The organism is Pseudomonas sp. W5-36, from assembly GCF_046540455.1.
Classification (GTDB): domain Bacteria; phylum Pseudomonadota; class Gammaproteobacteria; order Pseudomonadales; family Pseudomonadaceae; genus Aquipseudomonas; species Aquipseudomonas graminis_B.
The window spans coordinates 197,284-211,344 of sequence record NZ_JAXCIQ010000006.1; the positions used below are offsets into that span (position 1 = coordinate 197,284).

The window sequence follows — 14,061 nt, forward strand, 5'->3', positions numbered from 1 at the left end:
GGGTTTTTTCAGATCGCTGGGATTACTCCGGGCGAACCTGAGCAGCTTGCATGCCCTTTTGGCCTTTCTCAGCCACGAAGGAAACAGTCTGGCCTTCTTTCAAGCTTTTGAAACCGTCGGATTCAATGGCTTTGAAATGTACAAAAAGGTCGTCGCCGCCACCCTGTGGGGTGATGAAGCCGAAGCCTTTTTCATCGTTGAACCATTTTACGGTGCCGGATTGGCGATTAGACATGGTGTATCTCCAGGAACATAATTTTCAGTAGTGCTGTGTTGCTCAGGCCAACTGGGCACACGAGCGCTATCATAGTCGAATTGTGTGAATGCTGGACTTTTTCAATTAGAACTTTGCGTCAACATCTTCGATATAACGCCCCAAATGGGCACTTCGAGCCTTTTCAGCCCCATTGGCACGTGTGGCCGTCAACCCTTCCATTGGCCCTGAAACCCGCTGAATTCGCGGCCTTCAGGGCATCGCCCCACGGGCGTTCCTTTACGCCCCGGTCGGGGGCATCAAGGAAATGTAAATTTTTTATTTTTTGCCGCTCAGGCAGTTTTTACTCACTGCGGCCTGCAGGCGAGAGGTCATATCGGTACTGGGAGGCGTCGTTTTGTCATTCAGCGACGCGATCTCTTTGTCCGAGAAGTTCTGGTTGATCTGCTGAGCGCCGCACTCGCAGTGCGCTTTGACTGCACTGGCGTCCATCGACGGATTGCTCTGGGTGGCTGCGGCGGTGCATTCATTCATGTAGCTGGTCTTGGTCTTCGCGTCCATCGCGGCATGAGCGCTGAGGGGCAGGGTCAGGGCCAGCGGGGCGAGGAGGGCGGCAACGCGTAGAAGCTTCATGGTGGATTCCTTTATGTCGGTTTTGTCGTTGGGCCGTTGAGGTTTCAGGCCTTGAACGTGTACTACCGATAATCTGAGGCCATCAATGCGCACCAGTTCCGTGGACCTGGCAACGCCCGATGCGGTTGCCGTCGGCATAAGCCGCCCTCTACCGTTTAGCTGACCCTGCCGTCACCCTGTGATAGCATGCGCGCCTGCAGATTAGCTCGCGTCTCGCGGGGCCCCGTTGCCCTGCTGCAAGTCTGTCGATTTCGTAAGTTCCAGTCACTCTGGTTCGGTCTTCAGGTTGGCCTTCGGGCTCCTGCCACTGTGAGGCAGGCATACCACCGAATCGCGTACTGGCTCTATCCCACCCACGTGACCTTTGGTAGGGGTCACCACTAGGAGAGGAGGCGCCATGCCAACTATTACTCTTCCCGACGGCAGTCAACGTTCTTTCGATCACCCGGTATCCGTTGCCGAGGTCGCAGCCTCCATTGGCGCAGGCCTGGCCAAAGCCACCGTGGCCGGCAAGGTCAATGGTCAACTGGTTGATGCCAGCGACATCATCGATACCGATGCGAGCCTGCAAATCATCACCCCCAAAGATCAGGAAGGCCTGGAGATCATTCGTCACTCCTGCGCGCACCTGGTGGGCCATGCCGTCAAGCAGCTCTATCCGACTGCCAGGATGGTCATCGGCCCGGTCATCGATGATGGCTTCTATTACGACATTGCCTACGAGCGTCCTTTTACCCCGGACGACATGGCGGCGATCGAGCAGCGCATGCAGCAGCTCATCGAGAAGGACTACGACGTCATCAAGAAGGTCACGCCGCGCGCGGAAGTGATCGAGGTGTTCACGTCCCGCGGCGAAGACTACAAGCTGCGTCTGGTCGAAGACATGCCGAACGAGCAGGCGATGGGCCTGTATTACCACGAAGAATACGTCGACATGTGCCGCGGCCCGCACGTGCCGAACACGCGTTTTCTGAAGTCATTCAAGTTGACCAAATTGTCCGGCGCCTACTGGCGCGGCGATGCCAAGAACGAGCAGTTGCAGCGCGTTTATGGCACGGCGTGGGCCGACAAGAAGCAGCTGGCTGCTTACATTCAGCGCATCGAAGAAGCCGAAAAACGCGATCATCGCAAGATCGGCAAGCGTCTGGGCCTGTTCCATACCCAGGAAGAAGCGCCGGGCATGGTCTTCTGGCACCCGAACGGCTGGACGCTCTACCAGGTTCTCGAGCAGTACATGCGCAAGACCCAGCGCGAGAACGGTTACCTCGAGATCAAGACGCCTCAGGTTGTCGACCGCTCGCTGTGGGAGAAGTCCGGCCACTGGGCCAACTACGCCGAGAACATGTTCACCACCGAGTCGGAAAACCGCGACTACGCCATCAAGCCGATGAACTGCCCGTGCCACGTACAGGTATTCAATCAGGGCCTGAAAAGCTACCGCGAGTTGCCGCTGCGTCTGGCCGAATTCGGCGCTTGCCACCGCAACGAGCCCTCGGGCGCGCTGCACGGCATCATGCGCGTGCGGGCGTTCACTCAGGACGACGCGCACATCTTCTGCACCGAAGAGCAGATGCAGGCTGAATCCGCGGCGTTCATCAAGCTGACCATGGCCGTTTACGCCGATTTCGGTTTCAAAGACATCGAAATGAAGCTCTCGACCCGTCCGGAGAAGCGTGTCGGTTCCGATGAATTATGGGATCGCGCCGAGTCCGCACTGGCTGCAGCCCTTGACAGCGCTGGTCTGCCGTACGATCTGCAGCCGGGCGAGGGCGCGTTCTACGGTCCGAAGATTGAATTTTCTCTCAAGGACTGCTTGGGTCGCGTCTGGCAATGCGGTACTCTGCAGCTCGATTTCAACCTGCCGATCCGTCTGGGCGCCGAATTCGTGTCGGAAGACAACGGTCGCAAGCACCCGGTCATGTTGCACCGCGCAATCCTTGGCTCCTTCGAGCGCTTCATCGGAATCCTGATCGAGCATTACGAAGGCGCTTTCCCGGCGTGGCTTGCTCCAACTCAAGCAGTGATCATGAATATCACTGATAAGCAGGCTGATTTTGCCCTTGAGGTGGAAAAAACATTGGCGCAAAGCGGATTCCGTGCCAAGTCCGACTTGAGAAATGAAAAGATCGGCTTTAAAATCCGTGAGCATACGTTGCTCAAAATTCCGTATCTCCTGGTGATTGGGGATCGGGAGGTTGAAACACAAACTGTCGCTGTGCGTACACGTGAAGGCGCAGACCTTGGCTCGATGCCGGTCGCCCAGTTCTCGGAGTTCCTTGCACAAGCGGTTTCCCGGCGTGGTCGCCAAGATTCGGAGTAATTATTATTAAGCGTGAAATGAGACAAGATAAACGAGCTGCACCGAAAGCCCCGATCAACGAGAATATCTCGGCACGTGAGGTTCGTTTAATTGGGGCTGAGGGTGAGCAGCTTGGGATTGTGTCAATTGAAGACGCGCTTCTTAAGGCTGAAGAGGCCAAGCTGGATCTGGTGGAAATTTCCGCCGATGCAGTACCCCCTGTTTGCAAACTGATGGACTACGGCAAATCGATCTTCGAGAAGAAGAAGCAGGTTGCTGCCGCCAAGAAGAATCAGAAGCAGATCCAGGTTAAAGAAATCAAGTTTCGTCCAGGGACGGAGGAAGGGGATTACCAGGTAAAACTACGCAACCTGGTACGTTTCCTGAGTGACGGGGACAGGGCCAAGATTTCCTTGAGATTTCGCGGTCGTGAGATGGCCCACCAGGAGCTGGGGATGGAGCTGTTGAAGCGGGTTGAAGCTGACCTGCTCGAATACGGCTCGGTCGAACAGCATCCTAAGATGGAAGGACGCCAGCTGATCATGGTCATCGCCCCGAAAAAGAAGAAATAACCACCAGGGCACGGCAGGCCTTGCGGTTATGTTTATCAACTGAATGCGGAGTATCCGAACATGCCAAAGATGAAGACTAAAAGTGGTGCAGCTAAACGGTTTTTGAAAACCGCGAATGGCATCAAGCACAAGCACGCTTTCAAGAGCCACATCCTGACCAAAATGTCGACAAAGCGTAAGCGTCAATTGCGTGGAAGCAGCTTGCTGCATCCGTCCGACGTGGCAAAAGTCAAGCGCATGCTGCGCCTTTGCTAATTTTGATCAAGAACAGAGGAATTAACTCATGGCTCGTGTAAAGCGTGGCGTCATTGCCCGTAAGCGTCACAAAAAAATTCTGAAACTTGCTAAAGGCTACTACGGCGCGCGTTCACGCGTATTCCGTGTTGCCAAGCAAGCGGTAATCAAGGCTGGCCAATACGCCTACCGTGACCGTCGTCAGAAAAAACGTCAGTTCCGCGCTCTGTGGATCGCTCGTATCAACGCTGGTGCGCGTATCAACGGTCTGTCCTACAGCCGTTTCATCGCTGGCCTGAAAAAAGCGTCGATCGAGATCGACCGCAAGGTTCTGGCTGATCTGGCAGTGAACGAAAAAGCGGCGTTTGCTGCGATTGTCGAGAAAGCTAAAGCCACTTTGGCCTAAGTCCCCGGCAATCACCGGACCCCGCTCGGGGTTCGGTGTTAAACGTCATAAATAGGGGAAGAGCCTTGTAAGCTCTTCCCCTATTTTGTATCTGGAGTCTGTACATGGAAAACCTGGACGCGCTGGTCTCTCAAGCACTTGAGGCCGTGCAAAGCGCTGAAGATATCAATGCCCTGGAGCAAATCCGGGTTCTGTACCTTGGCAAGAAGGGCGAATTGACTCAGGTGATGAAGACCCTGGGGAATTTGCCCACTGATGAGCGTCCAAAAGTCGGCGCGCTGATCAACGAAGCCAAAGAGCGTGTCACAGAGGTTCTCAATGTGCGCAAGGCGTCGTTCGAGGAGGCTGATCTTGCGGCCAAGCTCGCGGCCGAATCCATTGACGTGACCCTGCCTGGCCGTGGTCAGACCACTGGCGGTCTGCATCCGGTTACCCGCACTCTGGAACGAATCGAGCAGTTCTTCACCCACGTTGGCTACGGCATTGCCGAAGGCCCTGAGGTCGAAGACGATTATCACAACTTCGAAGCGCTCAACATCCCAGGCCATCACCCGGCCCGGTCGATGCACGACACTTTCTATTTCAATGCGAACATGCTGCTGCGCACCCATACCTCGCCGGTTCAGGTCCGCACCATGGAATCGCAGAAGCCTCCGATCCGCATCGTCTGCCCCGGCCGTGTGTATCGCAGTGACTCCGATATCACCCATTCCCCGATGTTCCATCAGGTCGAAGGCCTGCTGGTCGACCGCGATATCAACTTCGCCGACCTGAAAGGCACCATCGAGGAATTCCTGCGCGTGTTCTTTGAAAAAGAGCTGGCAGTGCGTTTCCGTCCCTCGTATTTCCCGTTCACTGAGCCTTCGGCTGAGGTCGACATGGAATGCGTGATGTGCAGCGGCAAAGGCTGCCGCGTCTGCAAACAGACCGGCTGGCTTGAAGTCATGGGCTGCGGCATGGTCCACCCGAACGTGCTGCGCATGTCGGGCATCGATCCGGAAGAATTCCAGGGCTTCGCCTTCGGCATGGGCGTAGAGCGTCTGGCGATGCTGCGTTATGGCGTCAACGACTTGCGCCTGTTCTTCGACAACGACTTGCGGTTCCTCGCGCAATTTCGCTAGGTCGCCCGTAACGAATTCTTTAGGAGAGCAGGATGAAATTCAGTGAACAATGGCTGCGCGGCTGGGTTAGCCCGCAAGTATCCCGCGACGAGCTGGTTGCTCGTCTGTCGATGGCCGGCCTTGAAGTAGACAGCGTCACCCCGGCAGCGGGCGTTTTCAGCGGTGTTGTGGTGGGCGAGGTGCTGAGCACCGAGCAGCACCCGGACGCGGACAAGCTGCGCGTTTGCCAGGTGAGCAACGGTGCCGAGACTTTTCAGGTTGTGTGTGGCGCGCCAAACGTGCGCCCCGGTCTGAAGATCCCGTTTGCCATGATCGGCGCCGCATTGCCGGGCGACTTCAAAATCAAGAAAGCCAAGCTGCGGGGTGTCGAGTCCAACGGCATGTTGTGCTCACAAGCCGAGTTGCAGGTGGGCGAGGGCAATGACGGCCTCATGGAGCTGCCGGCCGATGCGCCGGTGGGCCAGGATGTGCGCGTTTATCTGGAGCTGGACGACGCGAGCATCGAAGTCGATCTGACGCCCAACCGTGGCGACTGCCTGTCGGTCGCGGGTCTGGCCCGTGAAGTGGGTGCGCTCTACGACGCAGTCGTCACGCGCCCGCAGGTGCCAGTGGTTCCCGCCGTGCACGATGAAGTGCGTCCGGTGGACGTGATCGCGTCTGCGGCATGCCCACGTTACCTGGGCCGTGTGATTCGTAATGTCGACCTGTCACGGCCTACGCCGTTGTGGATGGTTGAGCGCCTGCGTCGCTCGGATGTCCGCAGCATCGACGCAGTAGTCGACATCACCAACTATGTGATGCTTGAGCTGGGCCAGCCACTGCATGCGTTCGACCTTGCCGAAATCAATGGCGGCATTCGCGTGCGCATGGCGGAGGAGGGCGAGAAGCTCGTGCTTCTGGATGGTCAGGAAGTCAGCCTGCGCGCTGATACCCTGGTCATTGCCGACCACCAGCGTGCCCTGGCCATCGCCGGTGTCATGGGTGGCGAGCACAGCGGCGTGTCGGCGACGACCCGCGATATCTTCCTTGAAAGCGCCTTTTTCGATCAGATTGCCGTTGCCGGCAAGGCGCGTTCGTATGGTCTGCACACCGACGCGTCCCATCGCTATGAACGCGGCGTTGACTGGCAACTGGCCCGCGAAGCCATGGAGCGTGCCACTGGCCTGCTCCTGGAAATCACGGGCGGTGAAGCCGGTCCGGTCATCGAGAACGTCAGTGATCAGCACTTGCCTTCGGTTGAGCCGATCATTCTGCGTGCCGAGCGTATCGAGCAGATGCTGGGCATGAAGATGGACGCCGCGGAAATCGAGCGGCTGCTGACCGCGCTCGGTCTCACCGTCGCGCCTCACGCCAGCGAGCAATGGCGCGTCGAAGTGCCAAGTCATCGCTTTGATATCACCCTCGAAGTCGATCTGATCGAGGAACTGGCCCGCCTTCACGGTTACAACCGTCTGCCGGTTCGTTACCCGCAGGCGCGTCTGGCCCCGCAACCGCGTGCCGAAGCCCAGAGTGATCTGCCGGCCTTGCGTCGTCTGCTGGTGGCGCGCGGTTATCAGGAAGCAATCACCTACAGCTTCATCGATCAGAAATGGTTCGAGCTGTTCAGCCCGGGCGTTGAGCCGCTGTTGCTGGCCAATCCGATCTCGGCTGACATGTCGGCGATGCGTTCGTCCCTGTGGCCGGGTCTGGTGAAGTCGCTGCAACACAACCTCAATCGCCAGCAGGATCGCGTCCGTCTGTTCGAGAGCGGCCTGCGATTCGTCGGTCAACTGGAAGGCCTGAAGCAAGAGCCCATGCTGGCCGGTGTGATCTGTGGCAGCCGTCTGCCGGAAGGCTGGGCGCAGGGCCGCGATGTCGTCGACTTCTTCGACGTCAAGGCTGACGTCGAGGCAGTACTGGGCTTCGCCGGTGCGCAGGATGATTTCCGTTTCGTACCCGGAAGCCATCCCGCGTTGCACCCGGGTCAGACCGCGCGTATCGAGCGTGACGGGCGAGAAGTCGGCTACATCGGCGCGCTGCACCCGGAGCTGTCGAAGACCCTGGGGCTTGATCGTCCGGTGTTCGTTTTCGAACTGGTGCTGGCTGAGGTTGCTGTTGGCCGCCTGCCAAAATTCCACGAGCTTTCACGCTTCCCGGAAGTGCGTCGCGACCTGGCGCTGCTGGCCGATCGTGAAGTTTCGGCGACTGCCGTGCTGGACGTTATTCGTGAAAATGCAGGGGAATGGCTCACAGACCTCAGGCTGTTTGATGTTTACCAGGGTAAAGGCATTGATCCGCTTAGAAAAAGCCTTGCAGTCGGCTTGACCTGGCAACATCCATCGCGCACTCTTACCGACGATGAGGTAAACGCTTCGACGCAGCAAATTCTCACCTCGCTAGAGGCAAGGTTAAACGCCACGTTAAGGATGTAGCGTATGGGGGCTCTGACGAAAGCTGAGATGGCCGAACGTCTGTACGAAGAGCTAGGCCTGAATAAACGAGAAGCCAAGGAACTGGTCGAGCTGTTCTTTGAGGAAATCAGGCACGCTCTGGAAGATAACGAGCAGGTCAAGTTGTCCGGATTCGGCAATTTTGATCTGCGCGATAAACGCCAGCGACCGGGCCGGAATCCCAAGACAGGGGAAGAAATCCCGATTACCGCTCGCCGTGTGGTCACCTTTCGCCCAGGGCAGAAACTGAAGGCCCGAGTTGAGGCTTATGCTGGAACCAAGTCATAACGACGAGCTACCGCCTATCCCCGGCAAACGCTACTTCACCATTGGTGAAGTCAGCGAGCTCTGCGCGGTCAAACCGCACGTTCTGCGTTATTGGGAGCAGGAGTTTCCTCAACTCAACCCGGTCAAGCGCCGCGGAAACCGCCGGTATTATCAGCGACAGGACGTGATGATGATCCGCCAGATCCGCGCGCTGCTTTACGATCAGGGCTTCACCATTGGCGGCGCGCGTCTGCGCATGTCCAGCGATGAGGTCAAGGATGATTCGCTGCAGTACAAGCAGCTGATCAAACAGATGATTGTCGAGCTGGAGGATGTCTTGGTCGTGCTGCGTTAGCAATTTCGCGCGGTGAGCCGAAATACTTCCATCATTCAAAAGCTTAGGGTATATTCCTCGACGCTTTCGCAAGAACCCGCAACACAGAAGCAGCAGTGAGTAACGCCTAGTCGGGGCGTAGCGCAGTCCGGTAGCGCACTAGCATGGGGTGCTAGGGGTCGAGTGTTCGAATCACTCCGTCCCGACCATATTTTGTAAAGGGAATCAGCCACTTAGCGGCTCGATTCCCTTTTTCATTTCTGGCTTGCGCAAAACCCGCGCAAAACTGGCGCAAAACTATCCAGCGATGTCGCTGATATCGAGGTCCGGAACGGCCTCTGACCAGATCACCTCGGCATGCTCCTTCTGGTAGTTTTTAGTCATCCCCTCGCTGGCGTGGCCGGCGATCTTCTGCCCATCCTTGCCGGCTTTCTTGTACAGGTACAGCGAAAGCGCCCTGACTTCGTGGAAGCCCGGCATCTCTTCCTCTTTCCATCCCTTGTAGCAATCCGCTGCCTCCCTGGCTTCCTTAAATGCGCGCGTCAGGTAACGTTCCTCTACCTTGGTCCAGTGCTCTTTGGTCTCAGCCTGCTTCTGCCGCTTGCGATCAGGTCTGCGGTGCACCAAGAACGGGGAGACCACGTTGTCACGGCAATGGCTGATCACTCGCTGCAGCTCTGGCGTCACCTTGAACCTGATCCACGCCGCGTCACTGGCTTTCGCAGTCTTCTGCTGGACCACGTAGAGATAGCCGTCCTTCACGTCTTCGAACTTCATCGCGAGGATATCGGTGCGGCGCTGAGCGGTGATCAACGCAAGATCAATCGCGTTTTGCAGCCAGGCGGGTGCCTTCTCCCGGATCGTCTTGAGTCCGTCGACCGTATGACGTTTGCGGGTTTTCTTCTCGATGCGGTTGATGGTACTCGCTGCTGGATTATCGGGGCACAGCCCCTTGGCCGCCGCGTGGTTGAATATATCGATCAGCAGGGCGCGACATTGGTTGGCAGTGCGCGGCGTCAGCAGGTCGAGCATCTGAGCGATCATGCGAATCGATATCTGATCGACAGCCTTGCCCTCGAATTCGCGCCGGAATCTGCGGAAGTGCACGGCATAAAGCCCGAGTGTGCCCTTGGACAGCTCCCGCGGCGGTAGCACGTTCTTCTCGTAGTCGTCCAGGAAGGCGGTGAAAAGCTCGGCTGATTCGCCGAGTACCACGCCGACCAGGTCAGCGCCCTGCATGAATGCCAAGTTCAGTTGCTTGGCCGCATCCACAGCCTTGACCCGGTCGGTGCCGAACTGAAACCACTTCCCGTCAGTCGGGCGCCGGTACCGGTATGTGCCGCGCCGGTCATCCAGGTAAAGGTTCTGCGGCAAGCCTTTGTTCGACTTGTTGCGCGGCCGTGGGACCATCATGCAGCTCCTTTCAATACCATCGCGACGAGATCGTTGCCGGCGGCTTTGTTGAATGCCGCCCAGTCGATATACCAGAGTTTGCCGATCTGCTCGCCGGGAAGCTTGCCGTCTCGGATGTAGTTGCGGATTGCCTGGGGGCAGGGCGGTGTCCCGTTTTCGCCCCAACGCCGCCGCTGAAATTCGCTGATCTTGATCAGTTCACGCTTCATGGGATACCTCTTCCCCGTCCGGGTCTACGCGGGGTTAAGTGGCGGGTACTTCGCCAGAACTTCGTCAGCCACCTTCATCGCTTCCTGGGCGTCGTTCACGTAGGCCGGATCGAAGCCGCCGGCGTAATGGATGGTTGCCTGGCAGGCGCGGAGGTTTTCGCGAGTCAGCTTAAGCACCGCGGTCAACGCTTCGCGCATCTCACCCTCGGCCCGGCCCATCTCCCAGAAGCGCTTCGCCCAATGACCTTCGGCTGAGTGGTTGGTGTTTTGGTATCCGATCGCTATGGCGCCGGCGATGCTGTCGCACAGATCGCGCTTGTAGGCGTTGTCGCCATCGATGCTCAGGCCGCGCCGGCGTATTACGCTGACCACCTCGTCCCGATCAAGACCTTGATCCTCAATGACGATGTCGCGCTCCGGCTCGCCCGGGGTGTAGATGACAAGCGCCAACTTGGCGCCAGGAAGGCAGTGCTCGCTGAGTTTGACCAGCGCGTCGTTGGCTGCTTCGTGGAAGCGTTGAACTGCAGACATAGGAATTCCTCGCCGGCCGTACACCGGCAGGCATGTGGATAGGTGGGGGAGGGGTTACGGAAGTTGCTGAATCCGAAAATCTTCTGCGGTGCGGGAGCAGCCACCCTGGCAACCATGCTCGTGGCAGGCAGTCCGGTTGCACACGGCACGGAATCCAGTACCGCCGCACATGCCGCAATCAGCACCCCTGTGAATAGAGCACCGGTAAACCTCAGACTCTCGACCATAATTATGAAGGGGCGCTGGCAGCATGCCGGTACCAGCATCAAGACTGCTCATGCCGCCTCCTTCGCGCTGCCACCAGAACCAGAGCTGGTCATGGCGTCACCAGTGGTCTGACCCAAACGCAGATAGGGCCGTCTTCAGTGTCGTGAATGGAGAAAATGAACCAGCCTTCTCCTGCGGGCTTGGTAGGGTTCCAAGGTGTGCAATCGGTTTCCCCTTCGCCAAACCACGCCGCTACCAAGTCTTCCGGACCATCGTTCTCCATTTCAACGAGGCCGAACTCAAGACCATGCTCGGCGAACCAGGTGTAGGGGAGCTGACTTTCTTCGCCGTCATCCGGCCAGGCTGGGTGTGTCCATTGGCCGTGCTGGCCGCGGTCGACCGGCAATTGAATGACTTGCTGCTTATCTTCAGGCATGACTTCGTCCTCGCCGCATACGCAGCAGGCAATAGGGATTGGGTGGGGCAGAGCGAGCGGCGGGGTTATTGCTCAGCGGGTGGTTCTGGCATGCTGGCTTTCAGTTCGGCGGAAGCGGCGTCTCGCCAGTTAACCGGATCTCGAAGGTAGTGCCCAAGCATCCAGTAAATGGTTACGGCCTGTTCATCCTCAGATTTCTGAGGGATGTCGAAGCCCATCAGCCGCAGCGCCTTGGCGATGAAGTGGCAGGTGAAGTTCGGACGCCCGAGGATTTCACGCAGATCGCTGTTCAGTTCCGGGAGGGCCGGCGGGACGCTTTCGTCGACCTGCTCGGCGTTCGGATCAAACTGGATGTCCATGCCCAGCGTCACCGCAATGCCCTTCTCGATCTTCGCGCCTTTTGAATTGCTCCAGCCCGGGAGCAGGTAGATCGCGCCACACAGTCCAAGACGCGTCAGGTCATAGGCCATGTAATCGGCCCATTCCAAGTTGTCAGCCAGGGCATGTTCAGCGGGGTTTTCAACCGTCCAGCCCAAGCAACGCAGCATCGCAGCCGCTGCATTGAAAACCGGGAAGTTGAAGTCAGTGATTCCGCTCATGGGCCCAGCGACGTAGATCCGCCCAGCGCGCTCCGAGGCGGTTGGTACTACAGCCCCGAAGCCGATGTCGCCAACATTCGCTGCCTCTGGCCGGGAGTACACGGGGCGCTCGAACCGTCCGGTGTGCTCGCGCATCACCAGCATGCAGTCGGCCGTTCCCGCTTCAAGGTTTCGGGCGTCTTCGCGGTTCACGTACCCCACCGGCTGGGGCGTTGCGTGCAAACTGGGTGACTGGTTCTTCTGATTTGCGGACATAAGGGATCCTCGCCAGTGGCGTGATTCAAAGTTGGGAACGGGGGGTTAGGCGCTGAACATGTCGAGTTGGGTGTCGACCGGCTGTTTCGCCATCTGCGCGAGCCTGGTCAGTTCGTGCTTGAGGCGGCTTTCTGCGATGGCGAGGTATGCAGGGTCAAGTTCGCAGCCGATGAACCGGAAGCCTTCGCGCATCGCCGCTTTGCCGGTGCTGCCGCTGCCCATGAACGGATCAAGCGCCACGCCATCGACTGGCGTGACCAAGCGCAGCAAATAGGCCATCAACTCGGTGGGTTTGACGGTCGGATGATTGTTGCCCTTGGTGTCTGTATTCTCGACCTTGCGCAGGGTGTTGCCCTGCTTGAACTGCGGCCCTGGGTTATCCAAGCCCTCGTGCCGGTCGGAGCGGCTGGTCTTGGCGCAGTAGAAGAACCGGGCAGCGCTGCCGCTGTCGCTGTGGAAGGCGCCTTGCACGCGACCCATCATTCCGCTGTAGGCCACGGCACCACTGAAACCATTCGCCGTGGGTTCGGTGCCCTTCACTGGAGCAGATGCACCAGCCTCAGCAGGGAACATGGCCACCACAGAAGGGCTGCCATCATGAATCAGGTTCGCGGGCCAGCGGCCCGAGGCAGCGGAACCGCCGCCAGCGCGCAAAGTCGTTACACCTTGCCCCTCGATCGATCGAGTGCCAGCGCTCCCGCGATCGCCGGAGCAGTTTCGGGCGTAGGCTGTGTCGGCCAGGCCGATGCGACAACCGCCGATGTTGATCGCCCCAGTGCCCCACTTGAGCACGTTCGCGGCGACCGTAAGCCCTTTATCCAAAGGCTTGCGCGCAACGCAGATTGGCTCGTGCGCTGGTTTCAGCGCTGTGCCCCAGCCCTCCCAATGTGCGGCATCGTCGGTGGCCGGCGCCGTGATCGCTGATGTGTCGAGGCGCCCTTTGGCTCCAATCAGATTGCCCCCACGAAAATCTGTAACAGGCGTGGCGGCTCGGCCGGTCTTACGACCCACGATCTCGCGTTCGGCGCCGGCCGCCTTGTCGATTGCTTTGCTCACATCGAGCGATTTCGGGAAGCCGCTGCCGAAAACCCACATAATCTGGTCGCGGATCTCAAACCCGGCTGTCTCAATCCCAACCGCCATGTGGTGGTAGGTCCGAGCGGATGCGAACGCCAGCAGGTGCCCGCCAGGCTTGAGCACTCGCAGGCACTCGCTCCAGATCTCCACGCTGGGCACGTCGTAGTCCCACTTTTTACCCATGAAGCGCAGGCCGTACGGTGGGTCTGTCACGATGCTGTCGATGGAGTCGGCAGGCATGCCGCGCAGCACCTCGAGGCAATCGCCCAGGTGTAGTTCGTATGTCATGGTTCGATTCCATGCGATGGGAAATATGGCCTACGCTTACCGCTCCACAGGAAGGAATACGGTCATGAGCGAAGATAGGAGGTTTGCGATAGGACTGGCGCTGAAAGCCGTCCTAAACGCGGCTCGTAAGCAAGGGCTTGATCTGGACCAGCTGACCAGGTCGGCAGTCAGCGAGCTGTTGCGTTTCAAGGCTTATGACTCAGTACACATACCGATGGCGGTCTGTGAAATCGAGTCAGCGGTTAAGGCGATACACATAGACCGCTAGTGGAGAGCAGGACTTCAGGTCCCTTGGAGTCAGTAATTTCTACAGTCAAGGAGCGCACGTGATGAGCGAAGACAGCGAAAGGGTTTTGCGGATGGCGCTGAAGGCGGTGCTGGTTGCGGCGCAGGAATGCTGCGTCGATATCGACGAGCTCACGGAATTGGCGATTCAGTCGATGTACGGCGAGCAGCTCTACAACCCAGCGGATGTGGCTGAAGCCACTTTGGCGATCGAGGCGGCGGCTGATGCGCTGCCGGCAATTCACTGATCAT

The 14,061-nt window shown here is 58.4% G+C and carries 17 protein-coding genes and 1 tRNA gene; 10 read left to right on the forward strand and 8 right to left on the reverse strand.

Going from position 1 to position 14,061, the window contains the following annotated elements; translation table 11 throughout:
- Positions 1-22: 22 nt before the first annotated feature.
- Both SLW74_RS13520 and SLW74_RS13525 read right to left on the reverse strand, forming a co-directional pair.
- Entirely contained in the window at positions 23-235 is a 213-nt protein-coding gene (locus SLW74_RS13520) for a cold-shock protein (protein ID WP_032631434.1), read from the reverse strand.
- A gap of 297 nt (positions 236-532) precedes the next feature.
- Complete coding sequence (locus SLW74_RS13525; protein ID WP_410929183.1) at positions 533-847, reverse strand: hypothetical protein; 315 nt, start codon at positions 845-847, stop codon at positions 533-535.
- Positions 848-1,244: 397 nt separating this feature from the next.
- On the opposite strand from SLW74_RS13525, the gene thrS reads away from it, so the two are divergent.
- The 9 genes from thrS (at position 1,245) to SLW74_RS13570 (ending at position 8,718) form a co-directional block, all read left to right on the forward strand.
- Positions 1,245-3,167, forward strand: a complete 1,923-nt coding sequence (gene thrS, locus SLW74_RS13530) for a threonine--tRNA ligase (protein WP_192131284.1) — start codon at positions 1,245-1,247, stop codon at positions 3,165-3,167.
- The gene (infC, locus tag SLW74_RS13535) at positions 3,167-3,718 is read left to right on the forward strand and encodes a translation initiation factor IF-3 (RefSeq protein ID WP_172613086.1); all 552 of its coding nucleotides are present in this window, start codon (positions 3,167-3,169) and stop codon (positions 3,716-3,718) included. Before thrS ends, infC begins: the two co-directional genes overlap by 1 nt.
- 60 nt (positions 3,719-3,778) lie before the next feature.
- Positions 3,779-3,973, forward strand: coding sequence for a 50S ribosomal protein L35 (rpmI, locus tag SLW74_RS13540; protein WP_003442181.1), 195 nt, complete (start codon positions 3,779-3,781; stop codon positions 3,971-3,973).
- Between the two features lie 28 nt (positions 3,974-4,001).
- The gene (rplT, locus tag SLW74_RS13545; RefSeq protein WP_007905879.1) at positions 4,002-4,358 is read left to right on the forward strand and encodes a 50S ribosomal protein L20; all 357 of its coding nucleotides are present in this window, start codon (positions 4,002-4,004) and stop codon (positions 4,356-4,358) included.
- Positions 4,359-4,462: 104 nt separating this feature from the next.
- Positions 4,463-5,479 (forward strand): phenylalanine--tRNA ligase subunit alpha, encoded by a 1,017-nt coding sequence (gene pheS / locus SLW74_RS13550; protein ID WP_410929184.1) that lies wholly within the window; start codon positions 4,463-4,465, stop codon positions 5,477-5,479.
- Between the two features lie 32 nt (positions 5,480-5,511).
- Positions 5,512-7,890, forward strand: a complete 2,379-nt coding sequence (gene pheT / locus SLW74_RS13555; protein WP_410929185.1) for a phenylalanine--tRNA ligase subunit beta — start codon at positions 5,512-5,514, stop codon at positions 7,888-7,890.
- Between the two features lie 3 nt (positions 7,891-7,893).
- Complete coding sequence (gene ihfA, locus SLW74_RS13560) at positions 7,894-8,196, forward strand: integration host factor subunit alpha (protein WP_002553164.1); 303 nt, start codon at positions 7,894-7,896, stop codon at positions 8,194-8,196.
- Positions 8,177-8,530, forward strand: coding sequence for a MerR family transcriptional regulator (locus SLW74_RS13565; RefSeq protein WP_410929186.1), 354 nt, complete (start codon positions 8,177-8,179; stop codon positions 8,528-8,530). The genes ihfA and SLW74_RS13565 overlap by 20 nt, the downstream gene beginning before the upstream one ends.
- Before the next feature lie 111 nt (positions 8,531-8,641).
- A tRNA-Pro gene (locus SLW74_RS13570) sits at positions 8,642-8,718 on the forward strand.
- 88 nt (positions 8,719-8,806) lie between these two features.
- Here SLW74_RS13570 and SLW74_RS13575 read toward each other — a convergent pair.
- The 6 genes from SLW74_RS13575 to SLW74_RS13600 form a co-directional block, all read right to left on the reverse strand.
- Positions 8,807-9,919: a tyrosine-type recombinase/integrase gene (locus tag SLW74_RS13575; RefSeq protein ID WP_410929252.1), complete on the reverse strand. Its 1,113-nt coding sequence runs from the start codon at positions 9,917-9,919 to the stop codon at positions 8,807-8,809.
- Positions 9,919-10,131 carry a hypothetical protein gene (locus SLW74_RS13580; RefSeq protein WP_282372619.1) on the reverse strand — a complete coding sequence of 71 codons (213 nt, stop codon included), beginning with the start codon at positions 10,129-10,131 and terminating at the stop codon, positions 9,919-9,921. Before SLW74_RS13580 ends, SLW74_RS13575 begins: the two co-directional genes overlap by 1 nt.
- A gap of 24 nt (positions 10,132-10,155) precedes the next feature.
- A complete protein-coding gene (locus SLW74_RS13585; RefSeq protein ID WP_410929187.1) occupies positions 10,156-10,662 on the reverse strand; it encodes a hypothetical protein in 507 nt (168 codons plus the stop codon).
- Positions 10,663-10,978: 316 nt separating this feature from the next.
- Entirely contained in the window at positions 10,979-11,305 is a 327-nt protein-coding gene (locus tag SLW74_RS13590; protein ID WP_410929188.1) for a hypothetical protein, read from the reverse strand.
- 65 nt (positions 11,306-11,370) lie between these two features.
- Positions 11,371-12,159: a DUF4406 domain-containing protein gene (locus tag SLW74_RS13595; RefSeq protein ID WP_410929189.1), complete on the reverse strand. Its 789-nt coding sequence runs from the start codon at positions 12,157-12,159 to the stop codon at positions 11,371-11,373.
- 45 nt (positions 12,160-12,204) lie between these two features.
- A complete protein-coding gene (locus tag SLW74_RS13600) occupies positions 12,205-13,524 on the reverse strand; it encodes a DNA-methyltransferase (protein ID WP_410929190.1) in 1,320 nt (439 codons plus the stop codon).
- A gap of 329 nt (positions 13,525-13,853) precedes the next feature.
- Here SLW74_RS13600 and SLW74_RS13605 point away from each other — a divergent pair, with 329 nt between their 5' ends.
- Complete coding sequence (locus tag SLW74_RS13605) at positions 13,854-14,057, forward strand: hypothetical protein (RefSeq protein WP_410929191.1); 204 nt, start codon at positions 13,854-13,856, stop codon at positions 14,055-14,057.
- The last annotated feature ends 4 nt before the right edge of the window (positions 14,058-14,061 follow it).

Excerpts from the sequence above, each read along its gene's own strand:
- SLW74_RS13575 (WP_410929252.1), bottom strand. The coding sequence starts at position 9,919 with ATGGTCCCACGGCCGCGCAACAAGTCGAACAAAGGCTTGCCGCAGAAC.
- SLW74_RS13590 (WP_410929188.1), bottom strand. The coding sequence starts at position 11,305 with ATGCCTGAAGATAAGCAGCAAGTCATTCAATTGCCGGTCGACCGCGGC.
- ihfA (WP_002553164.1), top strand. The coding sequence starts at position 7,894 with ATGGGGGCTCTGACGAAAGCTGAGATGGCCGAACGTCTGTACGAAGAG.
- pheT (WP_410929185.1), top strand. The coding sequence starts at position 5,512 with ATGAAATTCAGTGAACAATGGCTGCGCGGCTGGGTTAGCCCGCAAGTA.
- SLW74_RS13585 (WP_410929187.1), bottom strand. The coding sequence starts at position 10,662 with ATGTCTGCAGTTCAACGCTTCCACGAAGCAGCCAACGACGCGCTGGTC.
- SLW74_RS13595 (WP_410929189.1), bottom strand. The coding sequence starts at position 12,159 with ATGTCCGCAAATCAGAAGAACCAGTCACCCAGTTTGCACGCAACGCCC.
- SLW74_RS13520 (WP_032631434.1), bottom strand. The coding sequence starts at position 235 with ATGTCTAATCGCCAATCCGGCACCGTAAAATGGTTCAACGATGAAAAA.
- SLW74_RS13580 (WP_282372619.1), bottom strand. The coding sequence starts at position 10,131 with ATGAAGCGTGAACTGATCAAGATCAGCGAATTTCAGCGGCGGCGTTGG.
- SLW74_RS13525 (WP_410929183.1), bottom strand. The coding sequence starts at position 847 with ATGAAGCTTCTACGCGTTGCCGCCCTCCTCGCCCCGCTGGCCCTGACC.
- rpmI (WP_003442181.1), top strand. The coding sequence starts at position 3,779 with ATGCCAAAGATGAAGACTAAAAGTGGTGCAGCTAAACGGTTTTTGAAA.
- SLW74_RS13605 (WP_410929191.1), top strand. The coding sequence starts at position 13,854 with ATGAGCGAAGACAGCGAAAGGGTTTTGCGGATGGCGCTGAAGGCGGTG.
- thrS (WP_192131284.1), top strand. The coding sequence starts at position 1,245 with ATGCCAACTATTACTCTTCCCGACGGCAGTCAACGTTCTTTCGATCAC.
- pheS (WP_410929184.1), top strand. The coding sequence starts at position 4,463 with ATGGAAAACCTGGACGCGCTGGTCTCTCAAGCACTTGAGGCCGTGCAA.
- SLW74_RS13565 (WP_410929186.1), top strand. The coding sequence starts at position 8,177 with ATGCTGGAACCAAGTCATAACGACGAGCTACCGCCTATCCCCGGCAAA.
- SLW74_RS13600 (WP_410929190.1), bottom strand. The coding sequence starts at position 13,524 with ATGACATACGAACTACACCTGGGCGATTGCCTCGAGGTGCTGCGCGGC.
- rplT (WP_007905879.1), top strand. The coding sequence starts at position 4,002 with ATGGCTCGTGTAAAGCGTGGCGTCATTGCCCGTAAGCGTCACAAAAAA.